The sequence below is a fragment of the Lutibacter agarilyticus genome (genome assembly GCF_900188235.1).
Classification (GTDB): Bacteria; Bacteroidota; Bacteroidia; order Flavobacteriales; family Flavobacteriaceae; genus Lutibacter; species Lutibacter agarilyticus.
Map to the genome: position 1 here is coordinate 501,570 of NZ_FZNT01000002.1, position 24,728 is coordinate 526,297.

The following is a 24,728-nucleotide window of genomic DNA, read 5'->3' on the forward strand; positions in this document are numbered from 1 at the left end:
TTCATGTTTATTTTTTTATAATTTATATTTTAATTGTAGTCCGAAGTTCATTCCGTATTTATAGTTTGCAAGTATTACTTCTTCATTGTTTGAGATTTCTCTAATTATTTTAACATTTGGGTTTAATAAGTTTTTTGCTCTAAAATTTAACTCAAAGTGTTCTCCAATTTGGTTTTTCCAAACAAAATCTAATGTTGAAAAACCTTTTTCAATTTTGTTACCTAACTGGCCAGAACCTAAGGCGAAAATTCGATCTGAAAAGTAACTGTACACTAAATTCATTGTCGGAATTACTTTTTCTCCAAAGTTTGGACTGTAATTTAAATCGGCATTGATAAGTAATGGAGAAGCGCCTTGTAGTTGGTCATTTTCACGATTAAAGGCCGTACTATAGTTTCCTTGAATGGTGTTGAATAAATCTTGCTCGGTATGCATATATGAAATATTAAAACCAGCTGCAAGCATTGTTTCATCTTCAGTGTTTTTTAAAAGGTCTTTTTTTAATTCTAACTCAGCACCAAAAATGGAAGCTTTGTTACCCGTTCTAAAAAAACGTTGTGTACCTGTGGCATCATTTGCTACTACTAAGTTTACAGGATCTTTAATTTCTTTTGCAAAAACACCAAACGAAATTAGTTCATTGCTACTCATAAACCACTCATATTTTAAATCGAGGTTTAATACTTTAGAGTATGCAACATCTTTTACATTTACATAATTAACACCTTGTTGATGTCCTAATAAATCAGGGTTACCACCAATTCTTTGTGTTACACCTTCGTAAACATAAGGGGCCATTTCTTTAAATTCAGGAAATGAAACAGTATTGCTGTACGAGAAACGTAAGTTGATTTCATCGTTTAAAGCATATTTTATGTTGATGCTTGGTAAGTACAATGTTTCAGTAACTTCTGAAATTCCAGGATTGTTAATTAAGTTAATTACATCGTATTCAATTTTTTGGTTGAACCACTCTGTTCTAATTGCAGGTACTAACAACCATTTTTCACCTAAAGTTATTTCTCCTGAAGCATATCCAGATGCTACTGAAAGTTCTGCATTATACGTGTTTTCAGGTAAACCAGGATTGTTTGTTGGGCCTATGTAAAAAACACCTTCACCAGAAGGATTAATAGGTCTAAACACATCCGTTTCATACAAACCATTCGCCCAATTTTCATAGTTGAATATTTCGTTGAAATTTTTAGGATCAACAATTAAGGAGTCGTCTATGTTTTTGTAGCCATAACGAATGTTTTGGAAATCACGCTTTTTAAAACGATCGCTAGCACCTATGTTAAGTGTAAAAGCATCCGAAAAAATCATTTTTGCATTTATTCTTCCGTTAAACTCTTCATCAATAATTTTTTCAAAATAACGTTGGTTGTCAAAAGAGTTGTTTGTGTAAAATGACGGACTTGTACTTGGGTCGTTGTCTAAGTAGTTGTAGTATTCTTCTAACGATAAACGTTTTCTGTCTGGTTCGTGAGAAAATACGTTGTTATAGCCTAAACCCCAATCAAAAATTAGTTTGTCATTGTTTACTTTATGCGTTCCCATTAATTGGTTTACAAACACTAAATTTTGATTGAACTGCACATTCATTTGGTAAAAACCAGCATCTGTATTTATTTGTGCATCTCGGTTGGTACCTAAACCTTTTGTTCCGTAATAACCCACTTGATCGTTACCACTATTTATAAATAATGAATTGTAAGATAGTTTGTGATTGTCATTAATTTTATAAATAAAATTACCCATTACATTACTAGTAGTTTCGTAGTTGTACAAGTCAACATTTGGGTACGATTTTTTCAATACGTTGGTGTAATCAGCTTCAACACCTTGTAAAAAAGAATATTCGTTTTGAAATGATCCTGTTAGAAAAAAGCTAAATCTACCGTTTTCACCCACGTCAAATGATTTTCCTCCAGAAGCGCTAATTTTTGAATTTATAGGAGTGTATCCGTCAATAGGATCTGGACCGTGAGACAATACAACAGCATAAGGATTATGGTCATATCTTCCATAAAACCCAAAGAAACCTGTTCCACTATTTTTTACAAAATCTTCACTTATGGCATTGGTGTTAATTTCTGAAGCTACAGTTACTTCAAAAAAACCATTTCCAGTATATTCTTTTGAAGTTATATTTACATTTCCAGCGGCAAAATCACCGTAAAAATTAGCAGCATACGCTTTACTTACTGAAACGTTTTGAATAACATCTGAAGAAAATAAATTCAAATCCATATTCTTCTTGTTAATATCGTTTGAAGGCAATGTTAAACCATTCATAGAAGTATTTAAATAACGATCGCCCAATCCACGAACATATACGTTGCTTGAGCCTTCTTTAGAAATACCCGCTATTTTTGTAATGGCAGTTGCAGCATCTCCAACACCTTTTCTGGCAAGCTCATCAGAACCAATACTTTGTTTTATTTCAACAGCCTTTTTTTGATCTGTCAATAATGCCGTTTCTGATTCTTTTCTGGTAGTTGCAGAAATTTGTATTTCATCTAACGAAACACCTTGGCTAGCGCTCATTGTTTTATTAATAACAATAGTTTCGCCTTCTTTTACAATTACATTTTCAACTTCAATAGTTTCGTAACCAATAAAACTAAATACCAATGTGTAGGTGCCTGGGTCAGCTTGTAATAAATAAGTTCCTTCAAATTCAGTGGTTACACCAATAGTGCTTCCTTTTATAAAAACATTGGCAAATGGTAACGGCTCGTTTTCAAACTCTTTGTCAAATACGGTTCCAGAAATAGTTCCTTTAGTTTGGCTAAATGTTATAGTGGTAACAAGTAATAATATTGCGATAAAAATTTTTCTCATTTTCTAATAATTTCTTGCTGCAAAGAAATTGTACTAGCGTAAATGAAAAGTTAACGGGTGGTTATAAAAAGATAACTAAAAAGTTAAGTAAATGTTAACCAAAATAAATAGGAGAGTTTTATTTTATTTGTGAAACCGCCATAGCTGGTTCAAAAGGTAATGCACTTAATATTTGATTGCAACTAGAAGTAGCATTTGAAGTAACTACTACATTGTTTAATTCAATGTTTTTGTAGCCTGTGAAACTAAAAATTAAATCGTAAGTACCTGGTTTTAGGTTGAAAGAAAATGATCCATCTATTTCAGAAGTAGTAGATGAATTGCTATTTTTAATGGTGATTGTAGCAAAAGCCAACGGTTCGTTATTGTACTCGTTGTCAAGTATAATTCCTTTAATTGTTCCGTTTTGAGAAGTGTTTTTTACAAGCGAACTCATTTCAAAAGACTGACTGTAAGTTAGCGCACTAAAAAGTAAACAAAAAGCTAAAAAATATCGTTTCATATCACACCTAATTATAACTACAAATTACGTTTACCAATGTTAACTAAAGGTTATTTGTAAATTATAAAAAGGTAAGTTAAATGTTAAGTTTTACCGTTTTTTGAAATATGTTACTGTGAATAATTAAGTATATTGCAGCAAATTTTTTTAAAATGAAAATGAACTGGAGTCAATTATTATCACTAAAACGATTTGGAGATACACAACCAAGAATACGTAAACATCAAAACGAAACAAGGTTAGGGTTTGAAGTAGATTATGACCGTATTATTTTTTCTGATTCTTTTAGAAGCTTACAAGATAAAACACAAGTGGTTCCGCTTTCAAAAACCGACTTTGTTCATACACGTTTAACACATAGTTTAGAAGTGAGTGTAGTGGCACGTTCTTTAGGAAGAATTGTTGGTGAAAAAATTTTACAAAAGCATCCAAACTTGGTTGCTGAAGGCTACGGAATTAATGATTTTGGTGCTATTGTAGCTTCGGCAGCATTGGCACATGATATTGGAAATCCTCCTTTTGGACATAGTGGTGAAAAGGCTATTGGTGAATATTTTAAAAATGGCCAAGGCAAAAAATATAAAGAAAATTTATCAGCCAAAGAGTGGCAAGATATTGTAGATTTTGAAGGAAATGCCAATGGGTTTAGAATATTAAATGAAAGCAAGCAAGGTATGGATGGTGGTATTCGTATATCGTATGCAACGTTGGGCGCATTTATAAAATACCCAAAAGAGTCGTTACCTAAAAAACCAACCAATCAAATTGAAGATAAAAAATACGGAATCTTTCAATCAGATATTCCTTTTTTTAATGAAGTAGCTAAAGAATTGGGCTTAATTGCCACGGGGACAAATGGAAATGTAGCGTATAAAAGACATCCGTTAGCTTATTTAGTTGAAGCTGCCGATGATATTTGTTATACTATTATTGATTTTGAAGATGGTATTAATTTAGGCTTAATTGATGAAGAGTTTGCGCTGGAATATTTAATTAAATTAGTAAAAGACACCATTGATTCTAAAAAATACCACCAATTAGAATTTAAAAAAGACCGACTAAGTTATTTACGTGCTTTAGCTATTGGAACGTTAATTAATGAAGCTGCCATTATGTTTTTAGAAAACGAAGATTTAATTTTAGAAGGCGCATATCCATATTCTTTATTAGAGAAATGTAAGTACGAAGCACAAATCAACGATATTATTAAATTAAGTGTCGAAAAAATATATAGAAGTCGTGAAGTGGTTGAAAAAGAATTAGTTGGATATTCGGTTATTGCAACTTTATTAGATGTTTTTTTAAAAGCTACTAACAGGAAATATGAAAATTCATTAACGAATTACGATAAATTAGTATTAAATTTATTGCCTGAAAGTATACAGAAACCTAAAGAAACCTTGTATTTAAGAGTATTAACTATGTGTGGTTACGTGGCAAGTTTAACGGATGGATCTGCTTTACAATTGTATAAAAAGCTAAAAGGGTAATACTTTTCAATAAAAAAAAAGAAGCTATGAAAACAAAATTAAAATTTCTGCTAATAATTATTTTAGCGGGAGTATTCTCTATCAATTATTTTCAATTTAATAATAAGAGCGCTGTTTCTAAATTTTCAAAAATGAATAATTTAAGGGAAACACACGAAAACTATTTATCTAATAGTCCATTTAAAGAAACACTTCAACTTTCCAAAGCTGAACGTAAATTAAGAGGTATCCCTCCAAATAAATATTACGAACGCGAGTGGGAGCTAACTATGAATCCTGCTACAGGTTTGCCAGAACCAAACAAAGTTTTAGAACTACAAAAGCAACGAAATAGCACCTTAAAAAGAGCTCCGGGAGATGGTGATGTTACAAATAATTGGATTGATAGAGGTCCAAATAATGTTGGAGGAAGAACCCGAGTTGTTTTATTTGATCCAAATGATGTAGATTATAATCGTGTTTTTGCCGGGGGTGTAAGTGGAGGTCTTTGGGTAAATGAAGATATAACTAATCAAAATTCTTCGTGGACTTTGGTGCCTGGTGTACCAAGTAATATGAATATTTCATGCATTACAGTTGATCCGTTGAACTCCAATATTTGGTATATAGGAACAGGTGAACAATACACCTTTGGTGCTGCGGTTGGTAACGGTGTTTATAAAACTACTAATGGTGGTGCTAACTGGGTAAATATACCAGTGCAACTGGCAGGAGGTGGAACTTCAGGTACTGATTTTGCTAGCATCTATTATATAAATGATATTATTGCGTGGGATAATAATGGTACTACACAACTATTTTTAGGTGTTGGAACGCATAGGTATGGTGATGCCTCAAACCCTGTTAATTATTTAGGTTATCAAAATGCTGGTTTGTATACATCTTTAAATGCAGGAAGTAATTGGAGTAGAATTGAAACACCTGCTTTAGAATTAACATTGGGTAGTGGTTATTATACCATACCAAACGATTTTGAAATTTCAGCAGATAGCACTGTTGTTTGGATGGGAACTATAAAAACACCTGGAAGTTCAAGTGGTGGCGGTAAAGTATTTAGTACAACTGACGGTGCTACTTGGACAGAAGCTGCAGCGTCTCCCTTACCATTTTCAGACAGAGTAGAATTGGCTGTTTCATCTTCAGATAATAATAAAATATACGCATTAACTCAAGGTACTACTACAACAGGAAACGATGCGGGACCACATATTTATGTAACTAAAGATGCTTTTTTAAGTATTGATGAACTGCAAAAACCAGAAGATGCAGATGCTACTATAACAGCAAACGATTTTACACGCGGACAAGCTTATTATGATTTAGTTATTGAGGTTGATCCAACAAATGATGATATTGTGTATGTTGGTGGAATTGATTTATTTAGAACTTCTGTAGGAAATTTAATTACAGCTCCTAGTGATTGGAAACAAATTTCAAAATGGACTAACTTTAACGGTTTAGAGAATATAGGCTGTGCTATTGTGCATACCGACCAACATGCCTTTACTTTTAGACCAGGTAATGCTAACCAAGCAGTTATTGGTTGCGATGGAGGTGTTTATTTTGCTTCAGATTTAGTAAATGCTAAAAGTTCTGATGTAATTTCTGCTAGAAACAAAGATTACAACGTTACGCAGTTTTATTATGGTAGTTACGGCCAAGATGTTAACAATGAATTACTGTTGGCAGGAGCGCAAGACAATGGTACTCAGTTGATAAATGGAGCTTCCGAAGGAGCAAATTCTAGTATTGAAGTAAAAGGTGGTGACGGTGCTTTTTCTGAAATTGATAAGGATGGAAATTATATGATTGCTTCTTATATTTATAGCGTTCATGATTATATAAAATTACCTTATAACGGAACTTCTTTATACGAAATTGATGGTGGTACTCCGCAAGAAGGAGATTTTATAAATCAAGCAACATTAGACCATCATTTAAATATGATGTATTCAAATGGAGGTAGTAAAATTAACCGATATAAATTAGGAGATGAGGGGCTTATTGGAACTAAAGATCAATTGTCAAATGCTTTATTAACGGGTTCTCCAACTGCTTTTAAGGTTTCACCAGAATCTACAACAAGTACTATTTTATTTGTTGGGACTGATAATAGTAAATTATTAAAAATTACCAATGCAGATGAGCTTTCAGGAATTATTACTTGGGAAGAAATAACAGGACCTTCGTTTATTGGAAGTGTTTCTGATATTGAATTTGGAGCTAATGAAAATGAAATATTTCTAACCATGCATAATTACGGCGTTACTAGTATTTGGTATTCTGCTAACGGGGGTACAGATTGGGTTGGTAAAGAAGGTAATTTACCCGATATGCCGGTGAAATGTATTTTACCAAGTCCGTTAAATGCAAACGAAGTAATTGTTGGTACTGAATTAGGGATTTGGTCTACCAAGAATTTTAATGATGCATCTCCAACTTGGGTAAGCTCTTATAACGGAATGCGCGATGTAAAAGTGGTAGATTTAGATTTACGTACTGCCGATAATAGTATTTTAGCAACTACTTTTGGAAGAGGTTTGTTTACAGGTAAATTTTCTGCACCTGAATTTACAATTACAAGTTCAAGTACAACGGTAACTTCGTGTACAAATAGCGCTGTTTTTAATTTCGATTTTAATACGTATCCTGAATATACAACCAAAACTAATTTCTCTGTAACCGGAGTGCCTTCAGGAGTAAATGAAAGCTTTAGTCCAGTATCATTAAATGGTGTTGGCACATTTATAATGACACTTGATAATATTGGTTCTTTGGCTATTGGCGAATACCCTATGACGGTTACAGGTGATGGATTAGGAACAAATTCAATTGACGTTATTTTAAAAATTGTTGATGCTGTTGCTTTAAGCACGGTTACAACAACAGCTCCTTTAAACGAAGCTACAGCTATTTCAAATGAAGCGGTGAATTTTGAATGGAATGCTATTGCTGAAGCAACTTCATACACTGTTGAAATTTCAACCGATGCTGGTTTTAGTTCTATTATAGAGTCTGAAACTACAACAATAAACAGTTATAAATTGCAATCAACGTTAACTGCGGGTACCGTTTATTATTGGAGAGTGCGTGCTGTAAATGATTGCGTAACCGCTGATTTTTCTGAAGTACAAAAATTTCAAACTCAATTAAATTGTAATAATTTTAGTAATTCAACATCAATTCCAATTCCAGATGGAGCAGGTGCAGGGGTTGAAGGAACTCCAGTAATTTCAACCATAAATATTCCGTCAAGTATTATTTTAAACGATGTAAATGTTACTGTAAATATTACACATACTTATATTGAAGATTTAAAATTAGTACTAAAATCACCTTCAGGTACTCAGGTTGTATTGTATGCTAATAATTGTGGAGGTCAAGACAATATAAATGTTATTTTTGATGATGCTGGTACAACAGCTATTAACTGCGGAAGTTTATTTCAAGAACTGGTAACACCTTTAAGTGCGTTGTTACCTTTAAATGCTGAAAATGCGCAAGGAGACTGGACTTTAACAGTTACCGACAACTATAATAATGATACCGGAACATTAAATAGTTGGGCTATTGAAGTTTGTGAAACAGCTACAAGTACAAATTCTACTCTGTTAAACACAGGTTTTACTGTAGAAACAACTACTCCTTATGTTTTATTAGCTTCAGAATTAAAAGCTAGCAGTATAGGTTCTTTAGCTAGTGAGCAACTATTTATGCTTTCACAGTTACCAGCAAAAGGTGAGATTAAACTGAATGGAACCGCTCTTTTAATTGGAGCAACTTTTACACAAGACGATATAAATACGGGTAAGGTTGTGTATGCAAACACAAGTAGTGTAACAACTACCGATAGTTTTAAGGTTGATATTACCAATGCAACAAACGGTTTTGTTCCTAATCAAGAAGTAGTTATAAATATTGATAGTTCTTTAGGAGTTCAAGACGATGTATTTTTAAAAGCCGGAATTTCAATTTATCCAACAGTTTCAAATGGTGAATTTTCAATTTCAGCAACTTCGGCCATTGGAAAAATGAATGTTGAAATTTATACCATTGGCGGACAAAGAGTATATACTTCAACAGTAAATTTTGAAAGAGGAACTAAGCAGCAAATTTTTGCTAATGAATTAGCTACTGGTGTTTATATTTTGAAGTTGTCAACTACAGAATTTTCCGGAAGCAAAAAAATTATAATTCGTTAATAAATAGTTTTAAGCTGTTGAAGAAAGTAATTTTAGAATACGGGATTTTAGATGTTTTTTTGATAAATAAATAGTTTCAAATAGCTCGTCTACTTTTCCGTGTTCTATAAATTCATCAGGAATACCAAGTTGTTCAATATGATGATTTTGATACTTGTTTTTTGAAGCAAATTCTAAAATAGCACTCCCAAATCCACCAACAATAGTGCCGTCTTCAATAGTAATAATGGTATTAAATTTTTCAAAAATTTGATGTAATAATTTGTGATCTAAAGGTTTTACAAAACGCATATTGTAGTGTGCAACTGCATTCTTAAGAAACTCATTTTGCAATTCAATAATGGTATTTCCAATTGTTCCAATTGTTAAAATAGCTATTTTATTTCCTTCGGAAATACATGTACCTTTTCCTATTTCAATGGTTGAAAAAGGTTGCTGCCAATCTATCATAAATCCTTTCCCTCTTGGATAACGTATGGCCAACGGAAACTGAACTCCCAGTTGTGCAGTGTACATTATGTTTCGTAATTCAACCTCGTTTAAAGGTGCAAATAGCACCAAATTAGGAATGCAACGTAAATAAGCTAAATCAAAAACACCGTGATGTGTAGCGCCATCTTCACCTACAATTCCTGCGCGATCAATACAAAAAACTACTGGTAAATTTTGCAATGCTACATCGTGAATTATTTGGTCGTACGCGCGTTGTAAAAACGTAGAATAAATAGTGCAAAACGGCATTAATCCTTGCGTTGCCATACCTGCAGCTAAAGTAACCGCATGTTGTTCAGCAATTCCAACATCAAAAGCTCTTTCCGGAAATTCATCAATCATTAATTTTAACGAAGAACCTGTTGGCATTGCAGGTGTAATTCCCACAATTTTTGGATTTTCTTTAGCCAACTCAACCATTGTTTTTCCAAAAACATCTTGAAATTTTGGCGGTTCAATTTTAGTGCTTTTAGCTTCTAATTCCCCGGTGATTTTATCAAATTTTCCTGGTGCGTGGTATTTTACCTGATCTTGTTCTGCTTTTTCTAACCCTTTTCCTTTGGTGGTTATAATGTGTAAAAATTTTGGTCCTTTAATAGGTTTTAATCGTTCTAATTCGGCAATAACAGCTTCAATATTATGACCGTCAATAGGACCAGAATAATTAAAATTTAAAGCTTCAATAATGTTATTTTTTCGAACTTTTTTACCTGCCTTTACATTGGTGAAATAATTTTTTAAAGCGCCAACACTAGGGTCAATTCCCATCATATTGTCGTTTAAAATAATCAACAAATTAGCATTGGTAACTCCTGCATGATTTAAACCTTCAAAAGCCATTCCGCTAGCAATAGAAGCATCTCCAATAATGGCAATATGTTGTTTGTGAACGTCACCATTTATGTTAGAAGCAATAGCCATTCCTAATGCTGCCGAAATAGAAGTTGATGAATGTCCTGTTCCAAAAGTATCATATATACTTTCGCTTCTTTTAGGAAAACCTGAAATTCCACCTAATTGGCGATTGGTGTGAAATAATTCTTTTCGTTTGGTTAAAATTTTATGTCCGTAAGCTTGATGACCAACATCCCAAATTAACAAATCGTTGGGCGTATCAAACACATAATGTAATGCAATGGTGAGTTCAACTACACCTAAACTTGCACCTAAATGGCCTTCTTTAGTAGCAACAATATCAATAATAAAATCGCGTAGTTCTTTTGCAACTTGTGGTAGTTGTTCTTTGGAAAGTTTGCGTAGTTCTTTCGGACTGTTAATATGTGCCAATAAATTTGTATTCACTATATGCAAAACTACACTATTTAAATTGTTTGTTGAAATAATAAAATTTACTTTTGAAACATGATAAATCCTTTTGATGATGTTTATTTTATGAAGCGAGCGTTGCAAGAAGCGCAATTGGCTTTTGATAAAAATGAAGTTCCGGTTGGAGCAGTAATTGTAATGAACAATCAAATTATTGCACGCGCTCATAATTTAACCGAAATGCTAAATGATGTTACTGCACATGCCGAAATGCAAGCCTTTACTGCTGCAGCCGATTTTTTAGGAGGTAAATATTTAAAGGAATGTACTTTGTATGTAACATTAGAACCTTGCCAAATGTGTGCAGGAGCGAGCTACTGGACTCAAATTGGAAAAATAGTATATGGTGCTTCCGAAGAAAAAAGAGGATTTATAAACTTGAATACAACGCTTCATCCAAAAACAAAAGTACTTGGTGGTGTTTTAGAAAATGAATGTAGTGAAATTTTAACACGTTTTTTTATTGAAAAACGCAATTTAAACTAACTACCTATTTTCTTCTTTTTTATTGTGTGCAGCTAAATCTTTTTGATATTTTTCAAACGTAAAATCTTTGATATTTTTATTTTTATAGCGGTGGTAAATAAATAACGGCATAAATACAAAGGCAATAACTAGTACCGTTATTCCAATAATAATTTCTCCTTGGTTATTTCCGGGTTCTTTTATGTAAAAGCCATAGGTTAAAGTACCAAGAATTAGCACTAATAAAAAGATTAAAATTGATTTCATAAGCGTAAATTAAGCTGTTACATGTATTAATTTTCTTCTATAAGCCGTAAGAAGTCTCGATTTTGAAATAAAACCATAGTATTTACCATCTTTAATTACAGGTAAATTCCAAGCGACGGTTGTTTTAAATTTATTCATAATTACTTCCATAGAATCCTTGTCGTAATTAATAATGTCAGGTACACTATGCATTAAGTCTAATACCTTTTGTTTTTCATATAATTTAGTATTAAACATAATACTCCTTATATCATCTAATGTAATAACTCCTAAAAATTCATTTTCACTGCTAACTACTGGAAAGTGATTTCTAGAGGATTTTGCTACGGCATTGTTCACAATTTCACCTAAGGTCATTTCGGGTTTTAGTACAATAAAATTAGTTTCAATAACCTTGTCAATATCCATCAACATCAACACATTTTTGTCCTTGTCGTGTGTTATTAATTGTCCTTTTTTTGCCAATTCAGAAGCGTAAATATTGTGTGGTATGTAATGTTTAGTTATTAAATATGAAATAGAAGAAACAATCATTAACGGAATAAATAATTCATAACCACCAGTAAGTTCAGCAATTAAGAAAATCGCAGTTAACGGTGCTTGCAAAATTCCAGCCATTAAACCAGCCATTCCTACCATCGCAAAATTAGTTGAAGACAATTGGTGACCAAAAATTTGACTATGATTGATAATTGACGCAAATATATAACCCGTAATACTTCCTGTAAAAAGGGTTGGAGCGAAAACACCACCAACACCACCAGCACCAAAAGTTAAAGAAGTTGCAACTACTTTAAAAGTTACCAAGCCTATTAAAAGTGCTGTAATTATTAAAAAATTATCAGGTTCAATATGAAAAATATTGTTTGTAACAATAGGAATGATGTTGCCTTTTAAAACATTGTTAATGGTTGAATATCCTTCACCAAATAAAGGCGGAATTAAAAACACCATAATCCCTAATGATATTCCTCCAAAAAGCAATCGTTTATGAGCTCCTTTAAAATCTCTGAAAAAGGCTCCTATTTTAAAATAAACTTTACTGAAATAAATGGAAGTAGTTGCTGAAAAAACACCTAATAAAATATAAAATAGCACATCATTTAAATGAAATTTATCTTCAATATTAAAGTGCAATAATACATCATCTCCAAAAAAGAAATATGAGGTTAACACCGCTGTAATAGATGCCAATAATAAAGGAATCATGGAAACCATGGTTAATTCTAAACTGAAAATTTCAACAGCAAAAATAATAGCCGCAATGGGCGCTTTAAAAATAGATGACATAGCTCCTGCAGCGGCAGCTCCAATAAGTAATGTTCTTGTGGTTTGGTTTACGTGCATTAAACGCGCAAAATTTGATCCTAAAGCAGCACCTGTTGCCACTGTTGGACCTTCCAAACCTACCGATCCTCCAAAACCAACAGTTAACGGTGCTGTTAAAATTGAAGACCACATTTGGTGGCGAGGCATAATCCCTTTTAATTTTGAAATAGCAAATAATGTAGAAGGAATACCGTGACCAACTTTTTTCTTAATTACATATTTTTTAACCATACGAACTAAAAACAGCCCTATAAGTGGAAAAATAAAATAAAAAGCTACGTGAATATCTTTGATAAATTCGCTCTCTAATAAATGTTGAATAAAATGTGTTAAGTTTTTTAAAAGTACAGCACCTAAACCTGCTAATAGCCCAATAATGGCACTAGCAATTCGAACAAACTGTTTATCAGAAATATGTTGGTATTTCCAAATTAGGAATCTTTTAAGGATGTATTTTAATTTAGTTGACATTAGAATTTTTTATAAAAAAGAGTTTGCAAAAGTATCCAAATTAAAGGATTAAACTATCCGTTTAGGACAATTTTTACATTTCTTTTCTCCTTTTTTTTTATATTTTTTGCAACACTCTTCTTTGGGCTCTTTTTTGGCTTTTTTCTTTGCTGAAGGAGACCAATCAAAATCATAATTAAAGATAGATGCAGTTTTTATTATGTTCACGTTTTAGCTTGATTTATTTTTTTATGAATATACAAATACTTTGAAAATCAACCTCATAAAATTTCAGAAGGCGAAATTAAATAATTAATCGTACACCTCCAAGTTCTTTAAATATACGGTAAAAAAAACCTCGATAAAATTTTATCGAGGTTTGTATTGTTATTGTAAGTTTAGTTTTAAACTTAGTTCTTTTAGTTGTTCATCATCAATAGTTGATGGGGCGTCAATCATAACGTCTCGTCCACTATTGTTTTTAGGGAATGCGATAAAATCTCGAATTGTTTCTTGTCCACCTAAAATGGCAACCAATCTATCCAACCCAAATGCCAAACCACCGTGAGGAGGTGCACCATATTCAAAAGCATTCATTAGAAATCCAAATTGCTCTTTTGCTTCTTCAGGTGTAAATCCTAAATGACTCAACATTAATGCTTGAGTTTCTTTATCGTGAATACGAATTGAACCACCACCAATTTCATTTCCATTCAATACTAAATCATAAGCATTTGCTCTTACTTTTCCTGGATCTGTATCTAAAAGGTGCATATCTTCAGGTTTTGGAGATGTAAACGGATGGTGCATTGCGTGGAAACGTTCAGTTTCTTCATCCCATTCTAACAATGGAAAATCAATTACCCATAAAGGAGCAAATACTTTAGGATCACGTAAGCCTAAACGTTCTGCCATTTCCATACGTAAAGCACTTAATTGCGCTCTAACTTTATGCGCACCACCACTTAATACACAAATTAAATCTCCAGGTTTTGCACCAGTAGCTGCTGCCCATTTCGCTAAATCTTCTTGGTCGTAAAATTTATCTACTGAAGATTTAAAAGTTCCATCTTCGTTACATTTTACATACACCATTCCTAAAGCACCAATTTGCGGACGCTTAACCCATTCAATTAGCTTATCAATTTCTTTACGTGTATAGCTTGCTCCACCAGGAACTGCAATACCAACTACCAATTCAGCATTGTTAAATACACCAAATTCTTTGTGTTGAGCAACTGCGTTTAATTCTCCAAACTCCATTCCAAAACGAATGTCTGGTTTGTCGTTTCCGTATTTTTTCATTGCTTCATCATAGGTCATACGTGGAAATGCAGCAATTTCAACACCATTTACTTCGCTTAATAAATGACGTGTTAAACCTTCAAAAGCATTTAAAATATCTTCTTGTTCAACAAAGGCCATTTCACAGTCAATTTGTGTGAATTCTGGTTGTCTGTCGGCACGTAAATCTTCATCTCTAAAGCATTTTACAATTTGAAAATACTTATCTAAACCACCAACCATTAGTAATTGCTTAAATGTTTGAGGCGATTGTGGTAATGCGTAAAACTGCCCTTCGTTCATTCTACTTGGCACCACAAAATCACGAGCACCTTCAGGCGTAGATTTAATTAAAACCGGAGTTTCAACTTCAATAAAACCAGCATCTGATAAATATTTACGAACTTCAATAGAAACTTTACTTCTAAAAATTAAATTGTCTTTTACGGGGTTTCTACGAATATCTAAATAACGATATTTCATACGAAGCTCATCACCACCATCCGTTTCATCTTCAATAGTAAAAGGAGGGGTTTTAGAAGCGTTTAAAATGTCAAGTTTTTTTACTAAAATCTCAACTTCACCCGTAGGAATATTTTTATTTTTTGAAACACGTTCAATCACTTCACCCGTAATTTGAATCACAAATTCACGACCTAAAGTTTTTGCTTTTTCAACCATTTCTTTAGGAGTGCGCTCTTCATCAAAAATCAATTGCGTAATACCGTAACGGTCACGTAAATCAACCCAAATCATAAATCCTTTATCGCGCGATTTTTGCACCCATCCTGCCAAAGTAACTTCTTGGCCAACATTTGCTAATCGTAATTCTCCATTTGAATGTGTTCTATACATTTTCTAAGTTTTTAAGAAAGTGCAAATTTAGTTAATTAAACAATATTTTAAGATGATATGTATAATTTTTTGGGCGTTCCATTTGCTTGGGCAAATGGCAGGCTTTCGCTACTCGCTTTTTTTTGCCTAAAAAGGCAAAAAAAGAGCTCAAACAAAGCCTGTGCTGAGCCGAGTCGAAGTGCTCAATCCTCGAACGCAAAACACCTGTTTTTTATAGCATAAAAGGTAAAATTAAGTTAAATAACTAGGTGTGTAACAAACCCTCTAAGTACTTCAACTAAATTATTCGTAGCTTTGTACGCTTTGAATTAGATAAAACTTTTATTTAATTAGATATGATTTTAGTGTATGAATTATAAACACTTAGTTGAAGATATTAAAGACAATGTTGTACGTTTTAAAAATAAAAACGCCATTTATTTTAAAAATACAGTGCAAAATAGTTGGGAAGGAATTACTTGGGAAGACTTTGGAAAACGCATTAAAAACCTATCCAAATCATTATTAAACTTCGGCATCAAAGAACAACAAAACGTTGGGATATTTTCTGAAAATATGCCAGAGTGGATTATTGCTGATATTGCTGTGATGAGTATTAGAGCAGTAACCGTTCCTATTTATGCAACCAACTCTAAAAAAGAAGCCGAATACATTATTAATGATGCTGAGGTGAGCGTACTTTTTGTGGGCGGACAAGAAGAGTACAATAAGGCTTTTGAAATTGCTAAAACTAATAAGTTCTTAAAACTTATCGTTGCCTTAGACAAAAGTATTTCAATTCAAAAAGATAAAAACTCTATTCATTTAGCTGATTTTGTAACTGCCGATTTTCCAGAAAGCTTGGAAACTGAGTTACAAAAAAGACATTATGAATGTGATTTAGAAGATTTAGCCAGTATTATTTATACTTCAGGAACTACCGGTGAACCAAAGGGTGTTATGTTAGATCATAATAATTTTGGAGCTTCTTTAAAAGCACATGATTATGAGTTGGAAGTTTCAGAGAAAGATTCATCGCTAAGCTTTTTACCGCTAAGTCATATTTACGAGCGTAGTTGGGTGTTTTTCTGTTTGCACAGAGGAATTGAAGTGTATTTCAATCAAAATCCAAAATTAATTGCCGAGGTTTTAAAAGAAGTAAAACCAACGTTAATGTGTACAGTGCCTCGTATTTTTGAAAAAATATTTGCGGCAATTCAAGACAAAAGAAAAGAAGCTTCACCCACTAAAATGAAATTAGCGAGTTGGGCGTTGGGTATTGGAAATGCTTATTTTAATAAGTACAAACGACTTGATAAAAAAGTGCCACTTGCTATTAAAATGAAGTTTAAAATTGCCGATAAATTGGTGTTGAGTAAACTGCGAGATGTTTTTGGTGGTCGCATTAAATTTATGCCTTGCGGAGGCGCACCTTTGGCGGCAGATATGGTGTCGTTTTTTCATTCATTCGGATTGAATATTAAATGTGGATACGGTTTAACTGAAACTACAGCAACAGTTTCATTATTTGGATACCAACATTTCGAATTTAATTCCGCAGGAAAACCAATTCACGGTACTCAAATTAAAATAGGAGAAAACAACGAGGTGTTAGTAAAAGGACCTGGCGTTATGCGAGGTTATTACAAAAAACCAGCAGAAACAGCTGAGGTTTTTACAAAAGATGGTTGGTTTAAAACAGGTGATGCTGGTACAATGGATGCTGAAGGAAACCTAGTAATTACCGATAGAATTAAAGATTTAATGAAAACTTCTGGAGGAAAATACATTGCACCTCAAAAATTAGAAACGGCTTTAATTAACGACTCTTTTATTGAGCAAATTGCCGTAATTGGCGATCAACAAAAATATGTAACAGCCTTGGCCGTTCCTAGTTTTGAGAATATAAAAAAGTATGCCATTGAGCATAAAATTAGCTTTAAAGATATTGAAGAATTAATCAATCACAATCAAATAAAAGATTTGTTTGAAAAACGATTTGAAGAATTACAACAAGAATTCTCCATGTTTGAAAAGATTAAAAAATTCACCTTATTACCCAAAGAATTTAGTATTGAAGCGGGTGAAATTACCGCTACATTAAAATTAAAACGAAAGGTAATTCAGAAAAAATACAAAGAGTTGATAGATAAAATGTATGCTGAATAAATTGTATTTTTAGCAAAAAATTGAACACATTGGAATCAAAATTATATTTAGTACCAACACCTATTGGAAATTTAGATGATATGACTTTTAGAGCCGTAAAGGTTTTAAAAGAAGTAGATTTAATTTTAGCTGAAGACACACGTACAAGCGGAAAATTATTAAAACATTTCGAAATTTCTACACATATGCACAGTCACCATATGCATAACGAGCATAAAACAGTGGCAAATATTGTGCAAAGAATCAAAAACGGAGAATCGGTTGCATTAATTTCTGATGCGGGTACACCCGCCATTTCTGATCCAGGTTTTTTATTAAGTAGGGCTTGTTTAGAAAATGGTGTTGAAATTGAATGTTTACCCGGTGCTACAGCTTTTGTACCTGCGCTGGTAAATAGTGGCTTGCCTAATGATAAATTTGTGTTTGAAGGTTTTTTACCTGTTAAAAAAGGGCGCCAAACTAGACTCACATTTTTAGCTGAAGAAACCAGAACTATGATTTTTTACGAATCGCCACATAAACTACTAAAAACTTTAGGTCATTTTGCTGAATATTTTGGCGAAGACCGATCCATTTCCGTTTCGCGCGAGTTAACCAAACTATACGAAGAAACTGTTAGAGGATCCATTGCTGAAGTAATTCAGCATTTTACAACAAAGCCACCAAAAGGAGAGTTTGTTGTGGTTGTAGCAGGAAAAAAGTAGGTTTTTTCAGAATATCATCATAAAAATTTAGACCTAACAGGTTTTCAAAACCTGTTAGGTCTTTGATTTAAAAGTTGTTTCTTCAAAGTGTGTTTTTTGTAAATATTTGTAAATCAGTCTTTTTTTCGATTTTATATTTAAGTAATAAAAATAATGATATATGAAAAACTTTACTTTTACCTTATTAGCAGTTCTTTTACTTTCTGCAACTACTCACAGTCAAAAAATGTTTTGGACTTCTTATTTTGGAGGTGAAAATTCTAATGGAGCAATCATACAATATGATCTCGTTACAGATCAATTGTCTACCAAATTTAGTTTAGAAGGCTCACCTATTAATGGTGCCGATGTCTTTTTAAATACAGATTCTTGGGAACATCCAGGGGCATTAATGAAAGCTCAAGATGGTTTCTATTATGGAGTTACAACCCTTGCTAGTATTGGAACTACTAATTTAGATTTTGCATCTAGTAATTTAGCAGAAAATAATGCAAATGGAGTATTATTTAAGATAGATCCTAGCAATTACAATATTAAGATTCTACATGTTTTTGAAGGTAGGAATGAGTTTATTAGCGGAAATCGAGTAAAAGTAGCCACAGATGCTTATGAAAATAATTTATCCATGCCAGTTTATGCTCCAATAGAAGTTTCTCCAGGAGTGTTTTATGGGTTAACTGAAGAAGGTGGAACATCTGATAGAGGTGGTATTTATAAATTTGAAGTGGCCACAGGAACCTATTCACACATTGCAAGTTTTGATAAAGCTGTTCATGGAGAAGGAGTACACTCTCCATTAGTTGCAGGAGATGGAGATAACTTATATGGTGTGTTGAAAACGTTAAACGGAAATAATAATGGGTATTTATACAAAATAAATAAAGCTACCAATCAACTAAATTTTGTAAAAGATTTAAGTGATGCAACACAAGGTATACTTTGGGTTATTAATAATCCAAGAGGTTCTCTAGTGTATAACTCAAGTCTTAATTTATTAGTAGGCGTTAAAGATCGCTTTGATGAAAATTCTAATTGGGGAGGAGGTTGTTATGCATATAACATAACCACAGATAAAGTAGAAAATAGATTTACCATTACCTTTGGAGATTTAAGTGTTTTAGGTAGTAATGCTGTAGGTATTGTTAGAGGAGCTAATGCAAAATATTATATTATTACAATGTCTAGTGGCGCATTAGATAATGGTACCATTATTGAATATGATTTTACAGCGAACGTACCATTAAAAGTTCATGATTTTCCTGCTCAAGGGGCTAATAATAATAGACCGTCAGGTGAAGGTTTACAGGTAATTGGTTCAAAAATTTATGGCTTTTATCAAACCTCTGGTGATAATGGGAAAAATGCCATGTGGAGTTTTGATTATGTAAACCAGGCCTTTAATTCATTTTTACCATCAAATGAAAATACTTTTGGAACTGGAATTATAACTTCATTTTTGTTTGATAACGGAAGTATTATTGGAAGTTCAATGTTTGGTGGTCTAGGAGATGTAGGAAGTATCTTTGAATACAACACAATTTCTCAAGCAGTTACCATAAAAAAAAGTAATCAAGCTCCAAAAGGTAGAAATTTAGTAGGCGGTGTTTACATTCAAGATAATTCTTTATGGGCAATCACGAATAAAGGTGGTGAAAATGCAACTGAATTTTATGAGACAGGGGGATATGTAAAACTAGATTTAGTTAGTGACCAAAGTGAATTTTTGGGCCAAAAATTTACAGGAAGTTTTAGAAATTTTCAACAAGCATTTCAGTTTTCGGGTGTAGATGTTGCTAACAATAAATTGTATCAAATAGTAGATGTACATCAATCACTTGCTCGTTCTAAAACATTTGTACAACAAGATCTAATTACGAATCAAAAAATAACATTAAAAACAATCGATGACGCATTTAATACTTCGCCTATTTATCTTGCAGGTAAAGTGTATTACGGTTCTGGTACTAATATTGAAGTTTTTAACACAAGTACTGGTCAGTTTGAAACGCCAAGTACTATAGCTGCTGAAACGGCAAATGGTTGGGTGAAAGGAGGTTTAATTAAAGCCTCTAATAATAAATTTTATGGCTATCCTCTAATTTAGCAGAGCCAACTGCAAAATCATCAATTTTCTCATACGACCCAAGTGACGGAACAACCGCAGTTTTAGCAGAATTTGATGCAGCAAACAGAAGTTTAAATGACGCTCCAACTGAGTATAACAATAAGTTATATGGATTTTCTAACTATGGAGGAGCCAATTCAAATGGGTATATTTTCTCAATGGATATGACATCTAACCAAGTAGATATCCTTCATAATATTAATGGCACAACAGATGGTAGAATTTTTGAAGGTTCGTTTACCGTATATAATAATAAACTGTATGCAGTTTCATTCTCAGGAGGTCAAAATAATAATGGTACCTTAGTTAGTTTTGATCCTTCAAATAATACACTAACTACATTAAAACATCTTACAATTGAGAATGGAAAAGCCTTTAAATCTTCACCTGCTTTTTGGGACGATTCAACACTTTCTGTTGATAACTTTACAAATCAAGGGATTAACTTTAAAATTTATCCCAACCCAACAAACGCTTCATTTATTGTAAACTTTGAAGATTATGATAAGGTGATGCTGTATGATTATACAGGGAGAAAAATTAAAACATATTCTAAATCAACTTCATACAATACACAAAATTTAAAAGTTGGTTTATACTATGTGAGTTTACTTAAACAAGGTAAAATAATAGGTCGTCAAAAAATTATAATTAGTAAATAAGAGCAATCTAATTTTAGGTTAAAAAATGCTTTACATTAATTTGTAGAGCATTTTTTTTTAACGCTTTTCTTCAGCATCAATCATTTTTTCAAAAATAATTCCACCTTTAAACATTCCTTTTAAAAAAGGATGAATTTCTTTACCTAAATCGGTTAAACTATATTCAACTCTCGGCGGAACTTCAGGAAAAATTTCTCTATTTATTAAGTTATCAGCTTCCAATTCTTTTAATTGTTTGCTCATCATACGTTCACTAATATCAGGAATCAATCGCACCAATTCACTATATCTTTTATTACCTTGTGAAAGATGTAAAATAATGGTGCTTTTTCGCTTTCCTTTAACCACATTTATAAAGGTATCTATTGGACAGTAACTTTTTTTCATTTTTTTTTAGCTTTAGAGCCTTGTATCTATACAAAACTGCACAAAATGTTCGTATGTGTATAGTTTGTAAGGTCTTGTGTATGACGAATTAATGTTCGAAATTTGTGTAAATTTAACAAAAAACAGTAACAATTATGGTTAATTCTAAATCTACTTATAAAGCCTTCAGAGTTGAAGAAGAAAATGAAAAATTTGTTTCAGCAATAAAAGAAATGCCTTTTGAAACAGTTGAAGAAGGAGAAGTGCTTATTAAAGTTCACTATAGTTCTTTAAATTATAAAGATGCCTTGTCTTCAATAGGAAACAAAGGTGTTACCCGTAATTACCCGCATACACCTGGTATTGATGCAGTTGGAACTATTGTAACATCAACTTCTGAAAAATTTAAAGTTGACGATGAGGTAATTGTAACTAGTTACGATTTAGGAATGAATACCAATGGCGGTTTTGCTGAATATGTAAAAGTTCCTGAAAATTGGGTGGTAAAATTACCCGAAAAGCTTTCTATGAAAGAAGCTATGATTTTTGGCACAGCAGGGTTAACAGCTGGTATGTCGGTTTTAAGATTGGTTGAAACGGTAAAACCTGAAGATGGAACCATTGTAGTTTCTGGAGCTACTGGTGGAGTAGGATCGGTAAGTGTAATGATTTTAAGTAAATTAGGTTATAAAGTTGCTGCTATTACCGGAAAAGATGCTGAAAAACAATATTTAACGGACTTGGGCGCTACTGAAGTTATTCTACGTAAAGATTTTGAAGAACTTCAAAACAGACCTTTGTTAAAACCTGTTTTTGCAGGTGCTATTGATACCGTTGGAGGTGTAATTTTAGAAAATATGATTAAATCTGTCAATCCATTAGGGGTGGTTACTGCTTGTGGAAATGCAGCTTCAATAAAATTAGAGTTAACGGTGTTTCCATTTATTTTAAGAGGCGTTTCATTAATAGGAATAGATTCTCAAAACTACCCAATGAGTTACAGAGAACAAGTTTGGAATAAATTAGCGGATGAGTGGAAATTAGACAATTTAGAAAATAATGCTACAACAATTTCTTTAGATGAATTAAGTGAAAAATTAAGTTTAATGTTAGCGGGAAAATTAAAAGGAAGAACTATTTTAAAAGTAGTTTAATATCTTTAGAAAATAAGCATAAAAAAGCCGAAGAATTTAATTCTTCGGCTTTTTTTATATTAGAGCAATAACGTTCTTATTTCTCTAATTTTTTCAACAATAATTCTGCTACTAATTCTGATGAAGCAGGATTTTGACCTGTAATTAATAAGCCATCTTCTAAAGCATAAGGCGCCCAATCAGTTCCTTTTGAATACGTCCCTCCGTTTTCTTGTAACATATCTTCTAGTAAAAACGGTACAACTTCTGTTAGTTGTACGGCTGCTTCTTCAGAGTTGCTAAAGCCAGTTACTTTTTTCCCTTTTACTAAAGGAGAACCGTCTGCTTTTTTAGGATGTTTTAAGGCTGCTGGTGCGTGACAAACAAAAGCTACAGGTTTGTTGGCATTGTAAAAGCTTTCTATCAATGCAATTGATGTTTTGTCTTCAGCTAAATCCCATAACGGTCCGTGACCACCAGGATAAAAAACTGCATCATAATCTGCTGGGTTTACAGTTGCTAATTTTACCGTGTTTTTAATAAGCGCTTTTGTTGCAGCATCTTTATTATATCTTTCAGTTGCTGGTGTTGAAAAGTCGGCCAATTCACTTTTTGGGTCAATTGGAGGTTGTCCTCCTTTTGGAGATGCAATCGTAATTTTTACGCCTTTATCAGCTAAAAAATAATAAGGACTTGCAAATTCTTCAACCCAAAAACCAGTTTTTTCACCGCTATTTCCTAAATCTTCGTGACTTGTTAATACAAATAATACATTCATAATTTTTTCTTTTTTAGTAGTTTCAGCTGTTTTAATTGCTGATGTTGGTGTTTGTTTTACATTTTTACAACTTGCCGCTGTAATTATGGTAAAAACCACCATTAAATATTTTAATTTCTTCATTAATTTTTAATAACTCATTGCTACTATTTTTTCAACTATAGTAGGTGTAACTTTTCCTTTTTCGCCAATACCTTTCCAACCTCTTTCTTCAAAACGTTTTGAAATAATTTCAGCAGTTCCTTTGTAATCTTTTGTATAATCAGAAAGTTTTGTGTCTATTCCTAATGAATGGAAAAATTGTGTTGTTTTTTCAATTCCAGCCAAGGCTTTTTCGTGTAAAGTTCCTTCAGTAACGTTCCAAACACGTTCAGCATATTGGGCTAATTTTTCTTTCTTATCTTCTAAGTTTACCGTGTAATGACTTTCAGTAATAATTGCCAATGTACGTGCGTGATCTATACCGTATAAAGCAGTTAATTCGTGCCCAATCATATGAATTGCCCAATCGCTAGGTACTCCTTTTTGAATTAAACCATTTAAGGCCATTGTGCAACTCCACATAAAATTTGAAGATGCATTGTAATCAAACTCATCTTTTAACATTGTTGGTGCAATTTCAACCAAAGTTTGCATAATGCTTTCAGCAAAACGATCTTGTAATTTTGCATCAACAGAGTAGGTCATATATTGTTCCATTACGTGTGTAAAAGCATCGGCCAATCCGTTTGAAATTTGACGTTTTGGAATAGATTTCACTACTTGCGGATCTAAAATTGAAAACTTCGGAAATAATCCTGGACCACCCATTGCAAATTTCTCTTTGGTTTCAGCTCTTGTAATTACAGCTCCTGAATTCATTTCTGAACCAGTAGCAGGTAACGTAAGTACGGTTCCAAAAGGCATCCCTTTAAAAGTACGTTCGTTATTTACAAGAATGTTCCAAGGATCCAATCCACTATACAAAGCTGCAGAGGATAAAAATTTAGTTCCATCAATTACAGAACCACCACCAACAGCCAGTAAAAAAGTAATATTTTCTTCTTTAATCACTTTTAGCGCTTCCATTAAAACAGCATACTCTGGATTTGCTGGAATTCCACCAAATTCAAGTACTTCAAAATTAGAAAGTGCCGTTGTTACTTGCTCGTAAATTCCGTTCTTTTTAATACTTCCGCCGCCATAAAGTAGCAATACTTTTGCATTTGCAGGAATTTCTTTAGAAAGCTTCGAAATTTCGTCTTTTCCAAAGATAATTTTTGTCGGATTTTGAAAATCAAAATTATTCATAAGTTGTTGTTTT

General features: G+C 32.8%; 17 protein-coding genes. 8 read left to right on the forward strand and 9 right to left on the reverse strand.

Annotated elements, in window-relative coordinates; translation table 11 throughout:
- Positions 1-15 precede the first annotated feature (15 nt).
- A complete protein-coding gene (locus CHB67_RS04810) occupies positions 16-2,847 on the reverse strand; it encodes a TonB-dependent receptor (RefSeq protein WP_089380603.1) in 2,832 nt (943 codons plus the stop codon).
- A 118-nt stretch (positions 2,848-2,965) separates the two neighbouring features.
- A complete protein-coding gene (locus CHB67_RS04815) occupies positions 2,966-3,349 on the reverse strand; it encodes a carboxypeptidase-like regulatory domain-containing protein (protein WP_089380604.1) in 384 nt (127 codons plus the stop codon).
- Positions 3,350-3,507: 158 nt separating this feature from the next.
- Here CHB67_RS04815 and CHB67_RS04820 point away from each other — a divergent pair, with 158 nt between their 5' ends.
- A complete protein-coding gene (locus tag CHB67_RS04820; RefSeq protein WP_089380685.1) occupies positions 3,508-4,839 on the forward strand; it encodes a deoxyguanosinetriphosphate triphosphohydrolase in 1,332 nt (443 codons plus the stop codon).
- A 26-nt stretch (positions 4,840-4,865) separates the two neighbouring features.
- Positions 4,866-9,041 carry a proprotein convertase P-domain-containing protein gene (locus tag CHB67_RS04825; RefSeq protein WP_089380605.1) on the forward strand — a complete coding sequence of 1,392 codons (4,176 nt, stop codon included), beginning with the start codon at positions 4,866-4,868 and terminating at the stop codon, positions 9,039-9,041.
- Positions 9,042-9,050: 9 nt separating this feature from the next.
- Here CHB67_RS04825 and dxs read toward each other — a convergent pair whose 3' ends face one another.
- Complete coding sequence (gene dxs, locus CHB67_RS04830) at positions 9,051-10,835, reverse strand: 1-deoxy-D-xylulose-5-phosphate synthase (RefSeq protein WP_089380606.1); 1,785 nt, start codon at positions 10,833-10,835, stop codon at positions 9,051-9,053.
- A 60-nt stretch (positions 10,836-10,895) separates the two neighbouring features.
- Between dxs and CHB67_RS04835 the strand changes: the two genes are divergently transcribed.
- Entirely contained in the window at positions 10,896-11,345 is a 450-nt protein-coding gene (locus tag CHB67_RS04835; protein ID WP_089380607.1) for a nucleoside deaminase, read from the forward strand.
- Here the strand turns inward: CHB67_RS04835 and CHB67_RS04840 are convergent, their stop codons facing one another.
- From CHB67_RS04840 to aspS, 3 genes are all read right to left on the reverse strand, one after another.
- Entirely contained in the window at positions 11,346-11,591 is a 246-nt protein-coding gene (locus tag CHB67_RS04840; RefSeq protein WP_089380608.1) for a hypothetical protein, read from the reverse strand.
- Between the two features lie 9 nt (positions 11,592-11,600).
- Positions 11,601-13,391, reverse strand: coding sequence for a chloride channel protein (locus tag CHB67_RS04845; RefSeq protein ID WP_089380609.1), 1,791 nt, complete (start codon positions 13,389-13,391; stop codon positions 11,601-11,603).
- 366 nt (positions 13,392-13,757) lie between these two features.
- On the reverse strand, positions 13,758-15,509 hold the full coding sequence (aspS, locus tag CHB67_RS04850) for an aspartate--tRNA ligase (protein ID WP_089380610.1): 1,752 nt from the start codon (positions 15,507-15,509) through the stop codon (positions 13,758-13,760).
- A 348-nt stretch (positions 15,510-15,857) separates the two neighbouring features.
- Here aspS and CHB67_RS04855 point away from each other — a divergent pair, with 348 nt between their 5' ends.
- From CHB67_RS04855 to CHB67_RS04870, 4 genes are all read left to right on the forward strand, one after another.
- Positions 15,858-17,657: an AMP-dependent synthetase/ligase gene (locus CHB67_RS04855; RefSeq protein WP_089380611.1), complete on the forward strand. Its 1,800-nt coding sequence runs from the start codon at positions 15,858-15,860 to the stop codon at positions 17,655-17,657.
- A 29-nt stretch (positions 17,658-17,686) separates the two neighbouring features.
- On the forward strand, positions 17,687-18,361 hold the full coding sequence (gene rsmI / locus CHB67_RS04860) for a 16S rRNA (cytidine(1402)-2'-O)-methyltransferase (RefSeq protein ID WP_262494272.1): 675 nt from the start codon (positions 17,687-17,689) through the stop codon (positions 18,359-18,361).
- Positions 18,362-18,521: 160 nt separating this feature from the next.
- Positions 18,522-20,465 (forward strand): choice-of-anchor tandem repeat GloVer-containing protein, encoded by a 1,944-nt coding sequence (locus tag CHB67_RS04865; RefSeq protein WP_089380612.1) that lies wholly within the window; start codon positions 18,522-18,524, stop codon positions 20,463-20,465.
- Positions 20,466-20,488: 23 nt separating this feature from the next.
- The gene (locus CHB67_RS04870; RefSeq protein WP_394335352.1) at positions 20,489-21,148 is read left to right on the forward strand and encodes a choice-of-anchor tandem repeat GloVer-containing protein; all 660 of its coding nucleotides are present in this window, start codon (positions 20,489-20,491) and stop codon (positions 21,146-21,148) included.
- 57 nt (positions 21,149-21,205) lie between these two features.
- On the opposite strand, the gene CHB67_RS04875 is transcribed toward CHB67_RS04870, so the two are convergent.
- Positions 21,206-21,535: a winged helix-turn-helix transcriptional regulator gene (locus CHB67_RS04875; protein ID WP_089380614.1), complete on the reverse strand. Its 330-nt coding sequence runs from the start codon at positions 21,533-21,535 to the stop codon at positions 21,206-21,208.
- A 134-nt stretch (positions 21,536-21,669) separates the two neighbouring features.
- Between CHB67_RS04875 and CHB67_RS04880 the strand changes: the two genes are divergently transcribed.
- Positions 21,670-22,668, forward strand: a complete 999-nt coding sequence (locus tag CHB67_RS04880) for a YhdH/YhfP family quinone oxidoreductase (RefSeq protein ID WP_089380615.1) — start codon at positions 21,670-21,672, stop codon at positions 22,666-22,668.
- Between the two features lie 76 nt (positions 22,669-22,744).
- On the opposite strand, the gene CHB67_RS04885 is transcribed toward CHB67_RS04880, so the two are convergent.
- Together CHB67_RS04885 and CHB67_RS04890 are read right to left on the reverse strand one after the other, a co-directional pair.
- Entirely contained in the window at positions 22,745-23,548 is an 804-nt protein-coding gene (locus CHB67_RS04885) for a type 1 glutamine amidotransferase domain-containing protein (RefSeq protein ID WP_089380616.1), read from the reverse strand.
- 6 nt (positions 23,549-23,554) lie between these two features.
- A complete protein-coding gene (locus CHB67_RS04890; protein ID WP_089380617.1) occupies positions 23,555-24,715 on the reverse strand; it encodes an iron-containing alcohol dehydrogenase in 1,161 nt (386 codons plus the stop codon).
- Positions 24,716-24,728: the final 13 nt, after the last annotated feature.